The organism is Streptomyces sp. NPDC001157 (assembly GCF_053598255.1).
Genome location: NZ_JBSFJW010000008.1, coordinates 110,447 through 127,936 on the forward strand (window position 1 = coordinate 110,447; position 17,490 = coordinate 127,936).

The 17,490-nt window shown below is 68.7% G+C and carries 15 protein-coding genes and 1 pseudogene; 6 read left to right on the forward strand and 10 right to left on the reverse strand.

Annotated features, from left to right (window positions below; all coding sequences use genetic code 11):
* Positions 1 to 174: 174 nt before the first annotated feature.
* Together ACWDAG_RS17250 and ACWDAG_RS17255 are read left to right on the forward strand one after the other, a co-directional pair.
* Complete coding sequence (locus tag ACWDAG_RS17250) at positions 175 to 777, forward strand: hypothetical protein (protein ID WP_450696412.1); 603 nt, start codon at positions 175 to 177, stop codon at positions 775 to 777.
* 254 nt (positions 778 to 1,031) lie between these two features.
* Entirely contained in the window at positions 1,032 to 1,394 is a 363-nt protein-coding gene (locus ACWDAG_RS17255) for a hypothetical protein (protein ID WP_450696413.1), read from the forward strand.
* Between the two features lie 130 nt (positions 1,395 to 1,524).
* Here the strand turns inward: ACWDAG_RS17255 and ACWDAG_RS17260 are convergent, their stop codons facing one another.
* Together ACWDAG_RS17260 and ACWDAG_RS17265 are read right to left on the reverse strand one after the other, a co-directional pair.
* Positions 1,525 to 1,890, reverse strand: coding sequence for a hypothetical protein (locus ACWDAG_RS17260; RefSeq protein WP_450696414.1), 366 nt, complete (start codon positions 1,888 to 1,890; stop codon positions 1,525 to 1,527).
* Between the two features lie 144 nt (positions 1,891 to 2,034).
* Positions 2,035 to 2,166, reverse strand: a complete 132-nt coding sequence (locus ACWDAG_RS17265) for a hypothetical protein (RefSeq protein ID WP_450696415.1) — start codon at positions 2,164 to 2,166, stop codon at positions 2,035 to 2,037.
* Positions 2,167 to 3,053: 887 nt separating this feature from the next.
* Here ACWDAG_RS17265 and ACWDAG_RS17270 point away from each other — a divergent pair.
* Positions 3,054 to 3,413 carry a hypothetical protein gene (locus ACWDAG_RS17270; RefSeq protein WP_450696416.1) on the forward strand — a complete coding sequence of 120 codons (360 nt, stop codon included), beginning with the start codon at positions 3,054 to 3,056 and terminating at the stop codon, positions 3,411 to 3,413.
* A gap of 52 nt (positions 3,414 to 3,465) precedes the next feature.
* The gene (locus ACWDAG_RS17275) at positions 3,466 to 4,017 is read left to right on the forward strand and encodes a hypothetical protein (RefSeq protein ID WP_450696417.1); all 552 of its coding nucleotides are present in this window, start codon (positions 3,466 to 3,468) and stop codon (positions 4,015 to 4,017) included.
* 4 nt (positions 4,018 to 4,021) lie between these two features.
* Here ACWDAG_RS17275 and ACWDAG_RS17280 read toward each other — a convergent pair whose 3' ends face one another.
* The gene (locus tag ACWDAG_RS17280) at positions 4,022 to 4,675 is read right to left on the reverse strand and encodes an ATP-binding protein (RefSeq protein WP_450696418.1); all 654 of its coding nucleotides are present in this window, start codon (positions 4,673 to 4,675) and stop codon (positions 4,022 to 4,024) included.
* A gap of 5 nt (positions 4,676 to 4,680) precedes the next feature.
* Between ACWDAG_RS17280 and ACWDAG_RS17285 the strand changes: the two are divergent.
* Positions 4,681 to 5,013 (forward strand): annotated as a pseudogene (locus ACWDAG_RS17285) (flavoprotein); the annotation flags it as partial.
* 515 nt (positions 5,014 to 5,528) lie between these two features.
* Here the strand turns inward: ACWDAG_RS17285 and ACWDAG_RS17290 are convergent.
* Genes ACWDAG_RS17290 through ACWDAG_RS17315 form a run of 6 tightly spaced genes read right to left on the reverse strand, consistent with a single transcriptional unit; the run spans position 5,529 to position 14,864 of the window.
* Positions 5,529 to 9,011 (reverse strand): hypothetical protein, encoded by a 3,483-nt coding sequence (locus ACWDAG_RS17290; RefSeq protein WP_450696419.1) that lies wholly within the window; start codon positions 9,009 to 9,011, stop codon positions 5,529 to 5,531.
* Positions 9,008 to 10,078 (reverse strand): phosphotransferase, encoded by a 1,071-nt coding sequence (locus ACWDAG_RS17295; protein WP_450696420.1) that lies wholly within the window; start codon positions 10,076 to 10,078, stop codon positions 9,008 to 9,010. The genes ACWDAG_RS17290 and ACWDAG_RS17295 overlap by 4 nt, the downstream gene beginning before the upstream one ends.
* Positions 10,075 to 11,097: an NYN domain-containing protein gene (locus ACWDAG_RS17300; protein WP_450696421.1), complete on the reverse strand. Its 1,023-nt coding sequence runs from the start codon at positions 11,095 to 11,097 to the stop codon at positions 10,075 to 10,077. The genes ACWDAG_RS17295 and ACWDAG_RS17300 overlap by 4 nt, the downstream gene beginning before the upstream one ends.
* Positions 11,094 to 12,638, reverse strand: a complete 1,545-nt coding sequence (locus ACWDAG_RS17305; RefSeq protein WP_450696422.1) for a VWA domain-containing protein — start codon at positions 12,636 to 12,638, stop codon at positions 11,094 to 11,096. The genes ACWDAG_RS17300 and ACWDAG_RS17305 overlap by 4 nt, the downstream gene beginning before the upstream one ends.
* Positions 12,635 to 14,278 carry a hypothetical protein gene (locus ACWDAG_RS17310; protein ID WP_450696423.1) on the reverse strand — a complete coding sequence of 548 codons (1,644 nt, stop codon included), beginning with the start codon at positions 14,276 to 14,278 and terminating at the stop codon, positions 12,635 to 12,637. The genes ACWDAG_RS17305 and ACWDAG_RS17310 overlap by 4 nt, the downstream gene beginning before the upstream one ends.
* A 4-nt stretch (positions 14,279 to 14,282) precedes the next feature.
* The gene (locus ACWDAG_RS17315) at positions 14,283 to 14,864 is read right to left on the reverse strand and encodes a hypothetical protein (protein ID WP_450696424.1); all 582 of its coding nucleotides are present in this window, start codon (positions 14,862 to 14,864) and stop codon (positions 14,283 to 14,285) included.
* Between the two features lie 548 nt (positions 14,865 to 15,412).
* On the opposite strand from ACWDAG_RS17315, the gene ACWDAG_RS17320 reads away from it, so the two are divergent.
* Entirely contained in the window at positions 15,413 to 16,543 is a 1,131-nt protein-coding gene (locus ACWDAG_RS17320) for an FHA domain-containing protein (RefSeq protein WP_450696425.1), read from the forward strand.
* Positions 16,544 to 16,701: 158 nt separating this feature from the next.
* On the opposite strand, the gene ACWDAG_RS17325 is transcribed toward ACWDAG_RS17320, so the two are convergent.
* Positions 16,702 to 17,472, reverse strand: coding sequence for a transposase family protein (locus tag ACWDAG_RS17325; protein WP_450696426.1), 771 nt, complete (start codon positions 17,470 to 17,472; stop codon positions 16,702 to 16,704).
* Between the last annotated feature and the right edge of the window lie 18 nt (positions 17,473 to 17,490).

A 17,490-nucleotide genomic window follows, 5' to 3' on the forward strand; every position in this document is an offset into this window, starting at 1 on the left:
GGCAACAGCGGCGATCACCTACATGATCTTTCTGGCTAACCATCCGGATCTTCCCGTCCAGGAGTAGCGGTCCAGCTGACACGCCGTGCTCCCGTGCCAACAGGCTTTCCAACTGAGACGGGACCCGCGCGCACCTCGGGTGACTACGGCATCCGGTTGCGTTAGCGTGCCGCGGTGATCAGTAGCGAGGGAGCACGTCTGGGTGCGGAGGCCGCCCGCCGCCTGGCAGAGACGGGCCTCTTTGAGTTTGAGCCGGGGCTTACGGACGCCGAGTTCGAGCGTATCGAGCACGAGTATGGCTTCGAGTTCGCAGACGATCACCGTGCGTTTCTTGCAGCCGGGCTTCCGGTCAACGTCCCCCCTGAGGAAGGGCAGACCTGGTCCAGGCCCTGGCCTGAGTGGCGTGGCGGCGACCTGGACAGCTTGCGTCGACAGCTCGACGGTCCGGTTGAGGGGGTTCTGTTCGACGTTGAGCACAACGGGTTCTGGCACAAGAGCTGGGGAAAGCGTCCAGCCGACAGGATGGCAGCACTGGCAATGGCGCGGTATCAACTGGCGGAGGCGCCGGTACTGGTGCCCGTGTATGCCCACCGATACCTGCCCGCCGGCCGGGGAAGCTTCGGGCACCCAGTGCTCTCAATCTGGCAGACCGACGTCATCTACTACGGCCTGGACCTGGTCGACTACATGCACCAGGAGTTCGACGAGGCTCGGGGTGAGGTCGACGAGAGCTGGAACCCGCGAGCGACGGTCCCCTTCTGGCGGGACCTGCTCTGACTCCTCCGGGGGTTCGTGGCCAGGCGGCGGGCGCTCAGCTTGGGTGCTTGGTGGTGGCTGCTTCGCTGAATTGCGGCGGGGCGGCTCTGGGGCCGGACTGGCTGGCGCCCCTGCTTCCTCGTCATTCCCCGCGGCTCCCTGCGCCATCTGGCACTGTTCTGGCACGACCTCTTCGTCCGCTTTCAGGAGTACGGGCGGTTCCTGGCCGATACGATGCGCAGGCTGAGCAGTGTCCATGCGGTGGGGGAGGGACAGTGAGGATCAAGGACCCGGAGTACCCGGCAGCGGTCGAAGCGGCCGTGGAGATCCTGCGGAAGCGGGCCCGGCAGGGACAGACCATCACGTACGGGGAGCTGAGCGTCGAGTTGGCGGCACAAGGCTTCGACTCCATCCCGCCTCACCGCGGAGTCGTGACCTACCTGCTCAAGGATGTCTGCCTCCACCGCAACGAAGACGGACGAGCACCGATGCTCTCGGCGATCGTGGTGAACAAGGCCAGCCGGGAGCCGTCCGACCAGTTCTCCGGCCTTGCCGGAAGAGAGCCCTTTTCCCGGCCGGCGAACTGGAGCTGGCGAGACGAGCAGCAGCAGGTATTCGCTCAGCACCGCGAGGAATGACGTCGGCCCTCGACACCCGCTTTAGGAGTTCGATCCAGGGGTTGAGTTTTCGCAGTTGGGCTGTTGTGCTCCCGCTTGGGTGTGGCCACCCTTGTACGTTCAGTCCCGCTGCTGTCCGCGGCTGTTGATGTCACCTGGTGATGTCATTGGTTGCCGAATCGAGGCGACGCCAACCTGCCCGTGGAACCGTGTCGTTGTCAGATACAGGGCTGCGTGACCATCTCCGACGGTGGCCCAGAAGACTGGCTTGCTCCTCCTTGAGCCGGGTGAAGCTGGTTCGCACGTAGCGTGTGAGCTCCTCGCCAGGAAACGGTGTGACGGAGAGGTGCTGCGTGTAGTCGCCGTTCGCCCATTTGGCTGCAGTGATTTCATAGCCGGAGACGTGCGCACTCAGCTCAAGCAACACCGACGGTACCTGCCGCTCGGCAAGGAGGTCCGCCTTGGTGACCACAATGTCACGCATGGTTTGGATGCTCGGCAGGAACACCGTACTCACCCACAGTCGCCACTCCGTCAACTCCTCACTTGTTGGAGGTTCCCCGCCGGCAGCGAAGGGTGATCGGCCGTCAGGGCGGGTCGCAGCACGCTCCATGAAAGCGTTGAATATTTGCGTTCCGGTCTCCGCGAGAGCGAGCATGGGCTAGTAGAACTCGCTGAGCTGTCGGTTCACGCGTGAGAGTCGTTCTTGCCGCTGCGACAGTGGCAGGTTGTTGAGGTAGGTAGCGAGGTAGCCGACGAATGCCACAGCGATGGTGACGGCCGTTGCGCTCATGGGCGGGATGGTACGCGACGGGTACACACGCGCTTCGATGCGAGCCCTCGGCCGGTCGGGCTTTGCAGTCCAGGGGCGGGAACTGCTGGAACAGGTGCTGGTTGGCAAGGACGAGGCGTCCTCAGTCGGCCTGGCTGCGCTCCGCAGCCGCGGTTCTCAGGAACATCAGCTTGGGAAGCGACGGCGCTTGCCGAGCTGGATAGCTCCTGACCTGCAAGTATGTGCTCTGGGTTGGCGGCCAGGGGCTTAGGATCGCACCGCTGTTGACCGTGGTTTACCACTCTTAAGGGCACGCTGTGGGCACGCCGTCGGCTCGTAGGCATGACGGGCACCTCTGGGAGCTGGCGAGCGGCCGAGCCATGGAAGCGAGGGTTGATTGGAAGGCTGTTGTTGCAGGAGCACATAGGGGACAAGGGGCGGCGGCCGAGCAGCCTGGGGTGGAGGTGGCTTGGAGCGGGCCCCGCAGGGCGAGTGCCAGGGGCGATCGGGCATGCACACCATGACCGTTCCCGCGGTGCTCCCCAGGGGAGGGGGCTGGCGAGCGCACGTGCGCCGGTGAGGGAGCCGAGTCTTGGAAAACTTTCGGTGAGAACGACCACGGCCCGGCTGTCGGTCGGCCCCTGTCCGTGGCGCCCAGCGCCGCCCTCGACCTGCGTTACGAAATTCCGCAAAGATATCTGTAGGGCGACCTGGTTCAACTACCAGCACGTTTGTGTAAGTTGACGCGGAGATCGCGCTTCTGGCATCCTCTGAGAGCTGCACCATACGTATGCCCGCATGCATCACGGCTCCTCTTCTCCTCGATGAAGACGGGCCGTTTCTGTTTTCCCGACTGTTGAGCCCCTGGGTGACATCCCAGGGGCTCTTTTCGTCTCTGGAGGTACGCCTTGCCCACCCTGCCCGCCACCCTGTTGGGGGCACCCACCTGGCTCGTGATGCTGGCCGTGTTCGTCCTGGTGGTTGTGCCCGGCCTGGTGGCCTTCATGGGCTGGCTGATCGCGCGGCGGGCCACGCCGGCTGATCTGCCGCAGGTCCTGCTCGGGCTCAGCCACGTTATCTCCGCGTCCTGCGGCCTCTTGCCCTGGGGCAAGCCCTCTCTTCCGGCAGCGCTTCTCAAGCCGGGCGGGTCGGACCCCGAGCCGAGTACTGCGCCACCGCAGACCCTGGTGGTCACGAGGAACGAGGTAGCGCCGCGGCCAAACAACCCGGGGGTGAACGATGACTGGCCGACGCAGGGAGAGGGCTAACCAGCGCCCCCGGGTGGAGCGCATCACGTCCTGGAGCACGGTTCTGCGAGCCATGAACCGTGAACAGGCAGAGACATTCTTGGCCTGCGCATTGTACGGAACAACGCCGAAAGAGCTCTCCCACGCTCTGGGGCAGCGCTGGACCAGTGCCTTTGTCGAACGATCGGGGGCCACTTATCACGCGTACCGGCAAAGCCTGTTGTTGGGTGTTGAGCTGCTCGGCAGCTTGTTCCCAGAGGGCGGGGACACCATCGTCATCGACGACGACCTGCGGGCCCTGATCCGCGAGTGGCGGATCGAGGAGCGGTTCGCGCCACGTTGCCGGCAGTGCGATGTTCCTTTTGCCAGGCGGGCCAAGGGCGGTCGGCGGCCCCGGGAGTACTGCTCCAACGCCTGCCGCCAGAAGGCGTACCGTCGTCGCAACGCAGCGGTGCGCGAGGCGCACGACGTGCGCGCATGCCATACCCCCGACGAGGTGGATCGCGCCCTACGGGAGGGCCGAGAGGTCGTGATGTGCGAAATCTGTCAGCCGGGTTACCCCTCCCGGCATGTCGCGAGAATGCAATTGACCTCGATGCACCGGCTCTGGGACGGCGCGGAGTGACCTCTCACAACGCAGTCGTCGCCGAATCCTCGGATTCCGGCCAGGCAGTCACCTTGCTCGGCTTGCGGAAATACCCAGCTCCGCACCGGAGGCAGAGGCACATGAAGGCATACGGTTCTGCCTCGAGCGCGAGCATGATCTGGACATCCGTGTTGCCGGGGATGTTGTTCAGCTGCACCGGGCTGCCCAGCGCTGCGGCGGCGGCCAGCAGCGGCGAGGCCGCGTTGTTGGAGCCGTCCACGGTCACGGTGTCGGCGAGCGGTGGACCTGGGCGAACGGCGATCATCTCGACGGACCGTTTCGAGGCCGAGAGACTGGTTGTCACGATCGGCTCCTCTGCAAGGGAAGGTGATATACGGCGGCCCGGGCCGGTTGCGCGGGCGATCTCGGTCCAGCACCGTTTGTCTGTGGGCGTCGGCTCGGCGGCGTACCGGTCGGCGAGAGCAGCGACCAGGAACAGGCCCCGGCCGTTCTCGCTGTGCTCGTTGTGGAGGCCGGGCTGCGGCAGCGCCGGGTTGGGGTGGCGGACGTCGACCTCCAGGGCGGCCTTGGTGAGCTGTACGGTCATCGAGATGTGGCCGCTGCCGGCGTACCGGACAGTGTTGGTGACGAACTCGCTGATGACCAACGCGGCCGTGTGTACCACCTCGCTGCCCAAGTCCGCCCAGTGAGGCCCGCCCTCTCCCGCCCGCAGTCGCGATCGCCGTGGCCCCGGCCACCTTCAACACGTCAACAAGTGGGCCGCGGGATCTCCGACACCCCCGCCCTGGGCATCCTGTGCGAGGCGTACGGCATGGGCATCCCCACCGCCGTCCTCCTGAACTCCGGACAGGCCGCCCACTCCGGACCGCCAGAGTCTGAGAGGCTGGGCGAGATAGCATCCTGGTCGGTTCGTACGAGCCGCACCGCCCCAAGGCAGGTGGGGGTGCTGATCGTTTCCGGTGGGAGGATGCGCTGGAGCTGCTGGAACGGGCTGGACGGGAGCTCGCGCCGTGATGTAGCGAGTGCTGAAAGCGACCTGAAATAACGAACAAACCCCAGGCCACTGACCTGGGGTTTCTCTCTGGAGCGGGCGACGAGAATCGAATCCGTGCCCTCAGCTCGGGAAGCGACGGCGCTTGGGGAGCGGCGTGGCTTCTGAACTGGGCGTATGTGCTCCGTCACGGCACCCGACGAGGCAGGATCGCACCCCTGTTGACCGTGGTTGATCGGCCCTAAGGGCACGCTATGGGCACGACGCCGACTCGGAGACGCGGTGAGTCCCACGGAGCGGTCGAAGGGTCGGCGCCCCTGAAGACGGAGCTGGTCGGACCCGGCTCGCCATCGGAAACGCCACGGCGGCTCCTCGGCGGCGCGACGGCTTGGCCGCGCAGGGCGATGACTTCACGATGCTGGACACCACCGCACCGACCGCACGGGACAAGCCGGCACCCCCGGATGTGGCTCGTCCACGCCGCGGATCAGGAGTACTGGGAGGAGCGCGACAACCGCTGGTGTCGGTGGGCACCTGCTCAGTTTGTTCCAGCCGTCGGACCGCTGCTCCACAATGTGAGAAGCACACGTTCCTCCTGTTCTCCCATGGCGAGCAGCCGAGCTGCCTCAAGCCAGACGGCTGCGGGCAGCCCCCAGTCGGTGACAAGCCGGTACATCGCTTGTGCCGGGCAAGGCAGCACCAGCATTTCACCCAGCATCCGGGCCTCCGTCGGCGCGGCGTCGGTGGCGAGTACGAGGTCCAGCGCTGCGGAGCCGAAGCGCCCGACCAGCGCGAGTCCGTCGTCGCCCGCTGCCAGCAGCCATGGAGTGAGGCGACCCGCACGGGCGCCGTGCTTCTCCCGGTGCTCCACCAGCAGTCGCAGCACCCGCTCTCCGGAACCGCCTGCGAGCACGGGCAGCCAGCGTGGCCCCCAGACGGCGATCACCGCGGCGGCCCCCGGCAGGTGCTGCTCGACCACCGCCGCGGTGACCGCGGCCCTCGGCCCGAATCGCCCGCCGACGTCGAGCAGGGACTGGAGGGAACTGGCTGCCAGCCTCTCCGTCAGAGGGGCCAGCTCAGCGAGCAAGCGGCGCCTCTCGGGGCTGAGCCGGTATTGTTCCGCGAACTGCTGCGCCGCCACACCCAACCCTTCGGACAGCAGGGTGCGCAGCGCGTACGAGGAATCGGCGGAAGCAAGGATGAGCGGTAGCTCGCGACGCGCGCGGGGATCCAGGACGGCCTCCGGGTCCGTTTCGTAGAGTTTCAGCACGGCTGTCCGCTGTTCCGCGCTGCTCAGGCCGGCCAGCAGGGGCAGTAGGTTCGGGTCGGCAGCGAGAGCCGCTGCCCTGCCCGGGGCGGCTCTGGGTCCGAGGACCGCGGTGACCACGCGTTCCTCCAAGTGCGGCCCTTCCACAGCCCACTCGCGGATTCTGCCGGGGCGTGAAATGACGTTGCCCAGAACCCAGTCGAGTTCGTTGCCACGAGCGAGCTGCCAGCGCGACCAGGCGACCGCGGCCTCGGTACCCAGCGGCTCGGTGTCCTCGGCGCGCTCGTAGTCGCGTTCCTGGAACGCGGCCAGTACCGCCTGCGTGGTGTGGCCGACGTTGTCCGCGTAGTCCTTGATCAGGCTCATGGCCCGCTGGTTCAGGCCGAGTTCGAGGGCGCTACGCAGTCCGTCGGTGCCGTACCGTGCGAGCGCCGTCTCGGTGTCGGGGAAGCCGGTGACGACCCCGGCGATCTCCAGGTCTCCCTGCTCCGCCAGCCAGGAGGCGGCGAGGGCCGGATGGGCACAGACCAGTGGCCAGTCCCCGGGCGCCGTGCCCAGGAGAGCGCGGACCACCGCGGGTCCGGTACTGCCCGCGGTCGCGGCGATCTGCAGCAGCACCCGGGCGTCCACCGCCCGGGTACGGTCCTGTGCCACCACCTGTGCCCAGCCGAGGCCGAGTACACCCAGGTGCTCGGGCTGGCGCAGCCCGTCCAGCAGGAGCCGCCACATCTGGGGCGTGTAGCGGGCCAGCAGGTCCAGGTCGTCGCCCTGGAGATGAGGCCGCAACAGGTCGAGCAGCCCGGGGTCCTCCATCCGTCCGGTGAGGAACTGGAGGCTGGGAGCGGGAATCCGGGAGAGCAGGGAGACCAGGTTGTCGTCCATGCCGACGATCGCGGCCGCGAGCCGGGCGGGGTGAATGGTGGGAACGGCCGTGCACAACCGTCCGTAGAGACCTACGCGCCGGATCCCGGCCAGTTCGTGCAGGGCTTCGTCCATGGACAGGCCGTCCGCGCCGACCTCGCGGCGTGGGTCGAAGACTTCGGTCAGCCGGACCGCCACGGGCAGCAGTCGTTGGGCTGCCTCCTCGTAGAGATCGTCGGCGGCGGGGCCGAGGAGCGCCGACATCAGGCAGGACCGGAACGCCGAGCGGGGCACTCCGGACAGAGCGGTCACCAATTGCCGCATACCCGGCTCGTCGAGCAGCTGGTTCTGTCTGCGCATGCCTGGTTTGTTCTGCCGGGCCCGCACCGCCACCAGCAACTCGGTGTTGGTGCCGAAGCAGTCGGCCATCCGGTCCAGGAGATGGCCACGCTCCCGCGTGCTCATCCGCTCGAGGTCGCCGAGCTTGAGCGTCCAGCCGCCGGCGAACGTCCGGCGGCGGATCGCCTGTCCGGTAGGGCGCCGACGTGCCGCCGGTACGTTGCGGTCCTCCAGGAGGTCCGCCGAGTACTGCACCAGTGCGGGGTCCATCAGATACGGCAGTTGATCGGCCGGCCTCTCGGCGATTCTCGGGACGGTCAGGGACAGGTCCTCGGGATCGACTCGTTCGACGCCCCCATCCCGCGACTGTTCGATGCGGCGCAGGTCAGCGGCACTCATGCGGCCGACGATCACGACTCGTGCCTGGGGGGCCATCGACAGTGCGCTGCGAACCCGGTCCACGAGCTCGCCCGGCCGCACCAGTACCCATCCCGCGCCCGACAGAAGCGTCGCGACGCGTGCGACCTGCCGACGGCTCTCGAAGGCGGCCAGGGCCAGCACCCTGGGGCCGTGATCGTGCAACAGGCCCAGACGCAGGGCCTCGGGATTGATCTCGAGCCGGGAGCCGCCGCGGTACTGGGCCGCGTGGTTGTAGACCAGGAGTACCTGCGTGTCGGCGATGTCGGCGTGCGCGCGGGCCCGTTCCTCGTTGTCGGCCGCTCGCGCGAGGGTGTCGGCCAGTTGGCCTGGGCGCAGTTCCGGAACATGCAGGAATCCTGCCGCCTTCAGGTAGGCACGCAGGTCGGACGGTCCGGCCACCGCTCCCCAGGCTCCGGGCGGCAGCCCGCAGGACATCCAGCCTGCCAGGCGTGTCAGAGCACGGACCTGGATCTCCCGCCACCGCACCTCGGCGTCCTGCCCGGTGGCGGCTGACGGCACGTCGCTGCCCAGTAGCAGGGCACTGGGCAGCGACATCCCCTGGGCGCCCGGCAGGAGACCCGCCTCGGGGATGTAGCCGTGGCGGCCGATTCCGACCAGCACGACCGAGTCGGAGTTCACCACGAGGTGGTCGGGAGACAGCTCGATCGGCACGAATCCCTGGTCCGCCATGTCGTCGAGTGCCCGGCCGAGCGGTACCAGAGTGCGCAGAGCTCCGGCGGGGGTCCAGCGGCTGCCCTTGGCCAGCAGCGCGTCCAGGTCGTCACACTCCTGTAGTCGCCGCGCGGGCACGAAAGGGTCGCCCGGCGCCCACGCCGTGATCAGCCCGGGCGGCAGGCCCGGCTGGTCCACGACATCGAGCAGCGGGGGTGTGACGGGGTTGCCCGCGGCGAGCAGGGCGGAGGCCAGTCCGCGTTGCTTCCTGTTGGCGAACAGGCGCAGAGCGCCGTACACATCGGCTGCCCTGTCCTTCACCAACCGGGTGGCCCGGATCTCGGCCGCGCCCGCCGACCGCAGATGGCCCTGGCGCAGCTGAAGAGTGTGCGGCTCCCACAAGCGTTCCGAGCGGCCCCGGACAAGGTCGGGAAACCGGCCCGACCCGGCGTTCGTGATCACGGTGCGGAGCCTCCCGGAGTGCGGAGCGCGGACAGCAGGACGGTGGCGCTGCGCGCGCGGGCCAGGTCGATGCGCACCCGGTCCACGGTGGCGAGTCGGAACTTGCGGGCCGAGAGACAGGTGGCGAGAGCGTTGGTGAGCGCCGGCCCGTAGCCAAGGCCGTTCAGATAACTGCGGGCGGGGTCGATCGTCTCGAAGTCCTCCGCGTACAACTGCCGGTACTGCTCGTCGGTGAGGCGCTGCAGTCCGGCGGCGTGCGCGAGCGTGGCTCCGAGCATGTAGATGTCGAACCGCACGTTTCCCTCCGTCGTCTCGCCGGGCTCGTCGGAGCCCTCCGGGGTAGGCGGAGCGTAGGCACGGGTGGTGGTGGCGATCCGGTCGCCGATCTGTACTGCGGCGTCGTAGTCGATCAGCACGTAGCGAGCCGGAGGGCCCAGTACGAGGATGTTCTCCGGCTTGACGTCGGCGTGGATCCAGCCCTTGGCAGAGTTCTCGCCGGTGTGCCGCTCGGCGTGCAGGGCGGCAAGTGTGTTGCACAGCTGTTCGGCGAGATCCAGGAGTTCGGCCTCTGTGTAGGAGTGCCTGCGCTGCGCCCGCTCCTCGATGTCCTGCTGCAGGGTGCGCGAGGCGTCGCCGCGCCGGCCGATGAACTGCTGGACCAGGAAACTCTCGTCGGGCGGGTCGGGATGCCTGCCTGCCGCGATCAGCGACGGCGAGGGCTGCGACTCCTCGCTGATGACGACCGGGCACTGCTGAGTGAGCTGGCCTGCCCGGTGAACAGCGTGCAGTCCCTGCCTGCGCCGGCTCTCCTGGGCGGAGAGCACACTGTGCACCTGCCGCGGATCGTCGAGGGCCGTCTCCGGCCACCACATGCCCTTGACCACGACATCGCCGCCGGACCAGCGGTCCTCGGCGAGTACGGCATAACCCTGGCCCGCTCTGGCGAGCAGCTTGCGGGTGACGAACCGGCCGGCCGTTCCATATTCGGCCGGGATCCAGGCCCGGCGCGGCAGGCCGAACTCGTCGGGGTGGTCGGCGTGTTCCCAGCGTGCGACGAACTCGCTCATGTGTCACGTCCGAAACCGATCCGCAGCCGGACCAGCCCGGGGCCGAGAAACAGTTCGTCGCCCTCTTCCAGCCCGTACGCGGGGCCCGTGGCGAGCCTGCCCGACCTGGGCCGGCCGTCGAAGTCCAGCTCCGGATTGAGGAAGGTGACGTTCCGGTGCTTCTCCGGGACATGTTCGACCAGGGGATTTCCGTCGTCGTCCAGGTAGATCCGCACGTGGAGCCGTGAGATCGTGTCGGCGTCGTCGCGGGTGAGTCCGTCGGTGACGTCGGTGACCTCGGGGTGACGACGTGAGGCCCGTCCCAGCGCAAGCCCTTCGGCCGGCACGGTGAGTATGCGCCGGACAGTGAACCCGTGTCGCACGGTCACCTGGACAGGACCTGTGCCGAGGTCGTCCGGCAGGGGCGGCTCGACCAGGATCTCGACCGCCTCGCAACTGCAGGAGCGGCAGTACCAGCGGTCGCGGTCCTTGTTGACATGCCGTGGCAGCAGCACTTCACCACCGCGCAGACAGGCGTCCGGGGACGAAGTGCAGCGGAAGCGCACCTCAGCGTCCTCGGGCAGCAGGCCCGCCTTGCTGCGTTTCTTCTCCCGGTCCCGCTCGATCTCCTCGTCCGTGGCCACTCCGAGCCGCCGCGGAACGAAGACGACCCGCCCGCCCACCCAGCTCACGCCCCACACACGGGAGTCGTTGCCCTGCAGCCAGGGATGCTCGCGGCGGGCGTAGCGGAACTTGTCGCCGGAGACGATGCCCGCGTTGAACTTGACCGCGAGCGCGAGAATCCTGTCGTCCGCGTCGCCCCGGCGCACCTCCAGCCACTGGGCGCGCTCAGCCTGCTGCAAGAGGTGTTGGTCGTCGAGGAACCGCCGCACACTCGCGTCGAGGACTGCGATCGCGCCCGCGCCCGGGTGGTCCCGCAACCATGCGTCGCGCACCTCGACGACCCGGGAGAACGGCCAGCGCCGCGTCCTGGTCGCGGCGACATTGGACGCGTCGATGATCACACCGGGAACAGTCACTGCGTCCTCCGCCCCTGGGGCGGCGGGAGGGTGGGATCGTCCGCGCCCTGACCAGCGCCGTAAGAGCGGTCCGCTTCGCCGTTCGCGTAGCCGTACGACCCGCTTCCGTACCCGTACGACCCGCTGGCCTGCGCTCCGTACCCGGACAGGTCCTCGTCGTCGTCGTACAGGCTCCGCTGCCTGCGCTTCTCCTGGATCTCCTGCGGAGACTGCTCGGGGATCTCCTGGAACCAGGTGGGTTTGTTCCTGGTCGAGCTGCTGCTGGAGGTGGCACGGGACTCGTTCTGCACGTCCTTGCGTTGCATACCGTCGCGCAATCCGCCGACCGCCTGCAGGAAGGCCTCCGCGAGGCGCGGGTCGGGGATGCCGCGAGCGCGTCGCACGCCCTCCTCGTAGATCCGCTCCTCCTCCGAGCGTGAACCCGCCGCAGCCGCACGGTCGTTGATCTCCTGTTCGAGTTCCACGGCGGCGACCTCCCAGCCGTACTGCGGCCGGATGTTCTGGGCCATCGGGTTGTGCACGGTGGGCAGCTCCAGACTCCTTGGTTTCAGCTGCCGCGCCCCGGAGCCGGATCCGAGGAGCCCGGTCACCCTGACCATGGGTATGGGCCCCGCGCTGACCCGGCGGGGGGCGCGGAGCCTGAGGACATAGCGCACCTGGCCCTCGACTCCCTCGGCGACGGCGCCGAGTTCGAGGTGCACCTCGCTGGGACGGATGCCGGCGCCGTCGGACACCACTCCGTCAAGCCGATGGCGGACCGGATCAAGCTGATAGACGGCGAGCACCTGGCAGTGCGGGTTGACCTCCACGGTCAACTCTCCGCTGCCCACCACCACGTCCCTGCCGTACGCCGCGAAACGCGCCGAGACCTCTTTCATCACCTCGGGAGCGGTGGCGCGCGCACTTACGTGCCAGGTGATGCCGGTGGGCGCAAGGCCCCTCAGCAGCGCGTAGTCGGCTCCCGCGCCGATCCCGATGGCGTCGGTGTGCAGTTCCCGGTCAGCCGCCTCACGGGCGATCGCGGCCAACCGCCCGGGATCCGTCTCACCGGCGTTGGGCCAGCCGTCGCTGAGCAGTACCACCCGTCGGGATCGCGCCTGTCGCTGTTCGAGCCGGGCGTATGCCTGCCGGAGAGCGTCCTCGATGTCCGTCGAGCCCTGTTCTTCCCTGCTGTTTCCGCCCCATCCGTCCAGGCCCCGCAGCTCCCCCGCCGTGCCGGAGAACCTCAGACCGGCCTCCCGCGCGAAGGTGAGCAGGTCGACCCGGGCATCCTCGGGCAGTGCGGCGGCCAGCCGGCGAACGCCGTCCTCGGCGAGGTCTTTGCGGCTGAGGTCGTCGGGATCGTCGGGATCGGCCCGCGCATCGTCGGCGGCGTCGGCCCTGATGCCCATCGACAGGCTGTCGTCGACCGCCAGGACGTACGAGATGCCTCCGGCCACGCGATCGGACCGGCCCAGCACACGAACGGCCACGGACACATGGAACTCGTCGCCGGTGTCGACCTCGTGCCGGTCCGCCGCGACGTCGATGTCCTCACTCATACGTCCCCCGCCTCTCCGATCGCGCACACCAGGGCCGTGGCGTTGTCCCAGCCGCCCAGCGCCTCAGCCCGCTGCACCAGGGCCGCGGCCAACGCGGGTGCCACACGGCGCCCCGATCCCTCCAACTGCGTGGCCATTTCGGCCAGTACCGCCCCGAACCAGCGGTCCCGTTCCGGCCGCGTCGCTCCGTCCGAGGCGAGCAGCAGCAGGTCTCCCGGTGCGAGCCCGATGGTGCGGTGGCTCCCACGACGCGAGCCGCCGGGGCCCAGATAGCGGACCAGCGTGGACTGCTGCCCCTCCGCCTCAGAACTGACCCGCAGACGCTCGGCGTAACCGGTGTGGGACGGCGTCAGCTTCCAGGTCACGTAGCGGGGTTCGTGGGCTGGCGGGCGGGCGGATCCGCCTGCCGGGTCGCGCAGAGGCCGTACCAGCCAGACCTCCGCGTCGCCGAGGGACACCAGGGACGCGCTGCCGTCCGGGCGCACGGTGGCGTGGACGGCGGCCGCGCTGCCACCCGCACGCAGGACTGCGTCGTCGAGCTCCGCGATGAGCGCCTGCGGCTCCAGGTCCTCTTCCGTCGTCCACTGCTGTCTGGCCATGGCCAGCGCCGCACGGGAGGCGTCGGCGCCGGAACCGTCGTGGTCGCCCGTCACTCCGTCGAAGACGGCGCAGCGCAGGATCCCGTCCTTGCCGCGTCGGGCGCCTGCCGCGTCCTCGTTGTCCCAGTCCGGATCGCCTTTGGCCTTGTGCGACCCAACCGCACTCTCCTGGTAGCAGGCGACGGAAACGCGGCTGTCGGAGCCACGCTCCAGTGCCTCGTGCAACGGAGCCATCCCCACGGCCAGGCCTTGTCGCAGCCCGTGCCCGAGCAGTCGGCGGCACACCGCGTCCAGACCTGGCGGAAAGACGCCGGCGAACGTCTCCGACAGTTTCAGCGCGTCGCCGAGGTCCAGGCAGGGCCGGTCGGCGACCGAGTCCACCAGGGCCTGGACGAGGGCACGCCGGTCACGTGCCTGCGGGGCTACGTCCCGCAGGGAGTTACGGGGCTCGATGCCGCCGTCGAGGTCGTAGCGCGGCAGAGCAGCCACCTGCCAGCCGTAGGAGTCGTAACGTACGGACTCGGTTGCCAGGCATCCCGGTCCGACGCGCCTCAGTGCCATGTCCACCGTCTCCCAGAGTCCTGGCAGGGCTGCGAGCAGCTCGGCCGGATCCAGGCCGGCCTCGTGGCGCATGCCCTCGCGCAGAGTCGGGGCCAGTGGCTGGTCCCACCGGACGGTGATCTCGGGTACGGCGACCGCCTGGGTCTCGGGGGACGTGTCCGGTTCCGCAGCGCGCGCGGATCCCTCCGCCGGGACCGCTGCCGGGCTTCGCGGCGGGCCGTCGGTTGGTCCCTCCGGCGGTTCCTCCGCGACAAGGGACACCTCATGTGGCGCGTCCTTCGTCCCCTTCGGGGCTTCGGGCGTCTCGTTCTGCGTCCGGTCCTCCTTCGTCGGCGCCAGCCCTCCTTCACTCGGTTCCCGCGCCGTCGGCTCCTTGGCGGTCCCGTTCGGCTCCTCCTCCGGCGCGGACACCGCTGTCTGCTCCTGTAATTCCAGCCCCGCTGCGGTGGTCTCTGCCGCTGCGCTCTCCGGCGACTCCATGCGCTCATGCCCCCTTCAGTACGACGGCCAGGACGACGGCGATCACAGCCAGCACCGCGACGAGCGCGAGGCGCTGCACACTCGCGCGATGCGCCTGTTCCAATTGCTCGGCCAGCCTGGAGCGCTTCTGCTCCGCCTGTTCGGCCCGGAATTGCCACTGCCGTACCGCCTGTGCTGCTTCTTCGCGGGCCGCCGCCACCTCCCGCCGGGCTTCCGTACCGGCCGCGGAGATCCGCTGGTCCGCTTCGCTTCGGATCCGTAGTACGGCCTCATGCGCTCGTTCCTCGCGCTGTCGGGCGTGCCGCTCGGCAAGCTCGGCTCTTTCCGCCAGCTCCCGCTTGATCACGGCCAGTTCTTCGTCGGCCCGGCGCGCCTGCACCTCAGCCTCGGCCCGCACCCGCTCCCGTTCGTCCGTTTCCGCCCGGCGCAGCATGGCGTCCAGGTCGGGCCCCCGACCTACCGGAAAACGCCGGACCCGGAGCGGCTCGTCCTCAGGCAACGATTCCGTGTCCGAGTAGAGCTCGGCCACGGACGTCGCGACACCGACCGGCGGTTCGGCCAGCGACAGCGGCGCGGGGCGCACCATCAGTCGGGCCGGATCCACCACCGTGACCGGACGCCAGCCGCTGAAGCCGTCGGGCTCGTCGTCGTAGACAGCGGTTACGACGCAGCCGGAACCCAGTACGGCTACAGAACCGTCGACTTCGGCCCAGAGGGTCTCGCCCGCCGTTAGCAGTGAGGCGACCGCCTCGGACGACGGAACCGGAGCGCCGGTCGTACGCGGAGACGGGGGCGTGTCACCGCCCGAAGACCGTGCTTCCTCGACGAAGTCGGTGCGCCAGAAGTCGTCTGCGTCGTCGGAGTCCGGGACTGGTTGCCGAGGTCCGCCGGCGACAGGGCCTGGCTCCTCTTCCCCCGGCGGAGCGTCATTGATGAACGAACCCCATTCGGACACAACGCCCCCCGTTTGCCATCCATGCCCACCGTGATCGCGCCTGGCCGTGCCTGGATATCTCCGTCGCGATCCGTGCAACAGGACACCTCCCAACGCGAGGCGCCCATAAGGTAATTAACATCACATCAGCGCGGTTCGTGAGGGATTCGTGAAAATCGGAGGAGTCTGTGGAGAAACATTTGACAGCCGACTTCGAGGAGGCGTGCTTCATCGTCGACCTGTCGAACGTGGTGCGCCGACGGGACATCGGGGAGCCAGGACTGCGCTCTCTGCGGCGCCTCGCCCTCGTCGCCGACGCTGCGGCAAGGCTCGCTCGCGACCCCGACGTCAAGCTCTATCTGGTGGCGGACCGCAGTTTGCGGCACGGCGGCAGGGGCGAGTTCAACGACCCCGCGGATGTGCGCCTTCTGGCGAAATGGGTGCGACAGGGGCTCGTCGAAGAGCTCGACGATGCCGATGAGCGTGTCCTGGAACTGTGCGAGATGACCGGAATCCCTGTCATCACCGGCGACTACTACCGGGATCAACGGGACGAATTCACCTTCCTCCAGGGCAATGTCGACGACTTCCTGGAGCCTGTCGCCGGCCCTGCCGACACGGTCGTACTGGTCCCCCTTGACATGGGGGTGGCCAGCGCGGTGCACATCTCACGGAAGGCGGAGGAGACAGCGCTGAAAAAGCAGGGCCTCCTCGGGCCTTCGCGTGCTCCACGCTCGGAGGTGGTCAGGCGTAACTGGCGCTGCTCTGAGAAGCGTTGCACCCTGTACGACACACACAGCGGCGCCTACGTCGCACTACCCCGGATGCGCCGTGGCCTTCCCACGTGTGACGTGCACGGCCTTCCACTCATCGACGACGGACCACGCACGGCCACCGCACAAGTGAAGCTGATCCTGGAAGGCTCGTGCGCGGCGCGGTTCACACTGGAGGATGGGGCGACCGTACCCATCGGCCGCGCACCGGGGCTCGGTGGCATCTCTCTACACGATCTGGTGCCCGCGGAGCGGGCCGCCCGCATTAGTCGCACCCACGTGGAGCTCCGGATTGTCGGAGGTGTCATACACGTAACGGATCTGAGCACCTTCGGCACCCGTTGGCAGTCCACCGCGGGCAGGTCGGGTTCTACTCCGTGGCACGATCTGGCGACAGGCGTGCCAAGGGAGTTTCGTGGCGGTGACCAGCTGGAACTGACCGAGGGCGTCGTTCTGGCCCGCAGCGGTCGGCGCTTCCCCACGGAACTGGCGCGGGAGTGGCAGCGGCGTAAGCCACCAGTGGGGAAGGCGTCGGTAGCGGAGACACGAATGTACTGAGTTGGAGAGGCATTGTGGGCCCGGGCCGGCAGCCGAGCGTCGTCGTCGGCCTGGGCAGTAGGCGACGGGGGCTCCTGCACGGCGCCGGCTGTGCCCCCTAAAGCGTGTTGCAGAAGGCCGTGAACAGGCAGCCTGAGCTGGGCTGTTGACGCATCCGGTCATGCGGCGAGGGCGAGATTGTGCATGCGGGCGACGGCCTGGACGGCGTGATGGAGGCCGTCGCCGTGTTGCCGGCAGTCACGAAGGATCTTGTAGTTCTTCATCCGGCCGATCACGTGCTCGACGCGGGCGCGGACCTTGCGGTGCGCGGCGTTGTCCTCCTCCTCGCCCTTCAGTAGCGGGCGTCCGGGCCGTTTGCGGTGCGGGACGATCAGGCCGGTGTTGATGTAGGCGCCGTCGCCGAGCACGGTGACGCCCTGGCACTGCTCGGCCAGGCCCGACTCCCGCCAGGCTTTCGCATCCGCGGTCGTGCCCGGCACCGGGCGGGCGGCGGCCACCACCAGGCGCGTGTCCGCGTCCACGATGACCTGCACGTTCGCCGAGAACCGGTAGTTGCGTGAGGACGTGCCCACCGTGCGGTCGCGGACCGGAATGAGGGTGCCGTCCACGATCCATAACCGCTCGACGGCATCCCGCGGCGCGCGCACGGGCTCGAGCGCGAGCAGTGGGCCAAGGCGCTGGATGACCCGGCAGACGGTGGCCGGCGAGACGCCGAACAGCGGGGCGAGCTGCCGCATGGTCAGGTTCGTGCGGTAGTAGACCGCCACCAGCAGCACCCGCTCGGCCAGCGGCAGCCGCCACGGCCGCCCCCATCCACAGCCGTCACCACCACGCGCACGCACCGCCCTCAGCAGCCGCCCGAACTGATCGATCCGCAGCCCCGTGAACGCTTCCACCCACACCCGCTTGGCCCTCAACACCCCAGCCATACAACGGAGATGCCCTGT